Source organism: Allobosea sp., assembly GCF_036675845.1.
Taxonomy (GTDB): Bacteria; Pseudomonadota; Alphaproteobacteria; order Rhizobiales; family Beijerinckiaceae; genus Allobosea.
This window is the reverse complement of sequence record NZ_JAKFED010000075.1, coordinates 1-2,008: the sequence shown is the minus strand read 5'-3', so window position 1 is coordinate 2,008 and position 2,008 is coordinate 1. Positions and strand designations below refer to the sequence as shown.

3 protein-coding genes are annotated in these 2,008 nt (G+C 69.7%); 1 reads left to right on the top strand and 2 read right to left on the bottom strand.

Going from position 1 to position 2,008, the window contains the following annotated elements:
- On the bottom strand, nucleotides 1–359 hold a 359-nt coding region (locus V6M56_RS08715), incomplete at its 3' end, for an alpha/beta hydrolase fold domain-containing protein (RefSeq protein WP_332682918.1).
- A 114-nt stretch (nucleotides 360–473) separates the two neighbouring features.
- Between V6M56_RS08715 and V6M56_RS08710 the strand changes: the two genes are divergently transcribed.
- Nucleotides 474–1,610 (top strand): iron-containing alcohol dehydrogenase, encoded by a 1,137-nt coding sequence (locus V6M56_RS08710; protein ID WP_332682917.1) that lies wholly within the window; start codon nucleotides 474–476, stop codon nucleotides 1,608–1,610.
- A gap of 136 nt (nucleotides 1,611–1,746) precedes the next feature.
- On the opposite strand, the gene V6M56_RS08705 is transcribed toward V6M56_RS08710, so the two are convergent.
- On the bottom strand, nucleotides 1,747–2,008 hold a 262-nt coding region (locus V6M56_RS08705), incomplete at its 5' end, for a hypothetical protein (RefSeq protein ID WP_332682915.1).

Sequence of the window (2,008 nt, the reverse complement as noted above, 5' to 3'; positions counted from 1 at the left end):
AGGGCGAGCTGGCGGCACAGGCTGTCGTGCGTTTCGAGGTTGCCGATCGTGAAACCGCCGCCGTGCAGGTACAGCAGCATGGGCAGGCGCTCGTGCGAGTTGGCGTACAGCCGGGCGCGCAGCGAGGTGCCATCGCGCGCCGGCACCTGAAGGTCCTCGATTCTTGCCAGCGGCGCGCGCGGCAGATCCATGATCTCGGCGCCGATCTCGTAGGCGAGGCGCGCTTCCTCGACGGCCAGCGTGTACAGCGGCGGGCGGCCGGCACGATGAATGCGCTGCAGCACGCTGCGCGTGGCGGGGGTCAGTGCATCGGGGATCATGAGGCGGTGCGAGATCGGCCGGCAGGGCGGCGGCGCCATGGCTTGCGGGCCACGAGCATACTGGCTCGGTCTGCGCTGCGTCGACTCCGGGTGCCGCCGCAGCGAGCCGGTTTCGCCTTGCCCTCCACGTCCGTTTCTCGAGCCCGTTTCACCATGGCCAGCATCTTCTACATCACGCAAGTCCAGTTCGATTTCGGCGCCGTGCGAGAGCTCCGCGCCGAGTGCGCCCGCGTCGGCATCACGCGCCCGCTCGTCATCACCGATGCCGGCGTGCGCGCGGCCGGCGTGCTGCAGAAGGCGCTCGACGCACTGGCAGAGTTGCCGGTGGCGATTTTCGACGGCACGCCTTCGAATCCGACCGAAGCCGCGGTGCGCGCCGCGCGCGAGATCTGGAACGCGCACCGCGCCGACGGCCTGGTGGCAGTGGGCGGGGGCTCGAGCATCGACCTGGCCAAGGGCCTGGCCATCCTCGCCACGCATCCGGGCGAGCTGAAAACCTACGCCACCATCGAAGGCGGCTCGGCGAGGATCACCGCCGCCGTGGCGCCGATCATCGCGGTGCCGACCACGTCCGGCACCGGCAGCGAAGTCGCGCGCGGCGCCATCGTCATCGTCGACGATCACCGCAAGCTGGGCTTTCACTCCTGGCACCTCGTGCCGAAGGGGGCCATCTGCGACCCGGATCTCACGCTCGGCCTGCCGGCCGGCCTGACCGCGGCCACAGGCATGGACGCGATCGCGCACTGCATGGAGACCTTCATGTCGTCGGCCTTCAACCCGCCCGCCGACGGCATCGCGCTCGACGGCCTGGAGCGCGCCTGGGCTCACATCGAACGCGCCACGAGTGATGGCAGCGACCGCGAGGCCCGAAAGCAGATGATGAGTGCGTCGATGCAGGGCGCCATGGCCTTCCAGAAGGGCCTGGGCTGCGTGCATTCGCTCAGCCATGCACTCGGCGGCGTGAACCCCCGGCTGCACCACGGCACGCTCAACGCGATGTTCCTGCCGGCCGTCGTGCGCTTCAATGCCGAGGCCGAAAGCGTCAGGACCGAGCGCCGCCTGGAGCGCATGGCACACGCGATGGGGCTGGCGTCGGCGGCCGACATTCCCGAAGCCATCGTGGCGATGAACGCTCGCCTCGGCCTCGCGTCCGGTCTCGCTGCGCTCGGCGTCGAGCGCGACTGCTTCGACAAGGTGATCGAAGGCGCGCTGGCCGACCATTGCCACAAGACCAATCCGCGCCTCGCCAGCGCCGAGGACTACCGGGCCATGCTCGAAGCGGCGATGTAGCTCGCGGGGCGCGGGCTCGCCGAATGTTCGCGCGCTTCAGCCCGATTTATCCGGTGCCTCGGGCGTGAAGCGCGGCCGCCGTGGGACATGGCGCGATTGTGATGCCGAGAAGCGATTGCACAGTCGGGGGCTCGCTTCACAGCGGCTCGACTCGCATGCCCGAGCCTCGCTGCAGTGCCTCGGCCAGTTCGTCGGCCAGCCGCTCGCTTTCGGCGGCGGCCCGGCCCCAGTTGCGCACGCGATCTTCGAACCGGTCGGCGTAGCGTTTGAAGTCGCTGCGGTCGGGCAACTTGCCGCCGGGAAGCGTCTTCACCCAATCGGGATCAGGTGCGAGCACGACCACGTTGTCGAGAAAGGGCGTGCAGCGGTGGCGGCGGGTCCAGGCCTTGTCGAGCCAG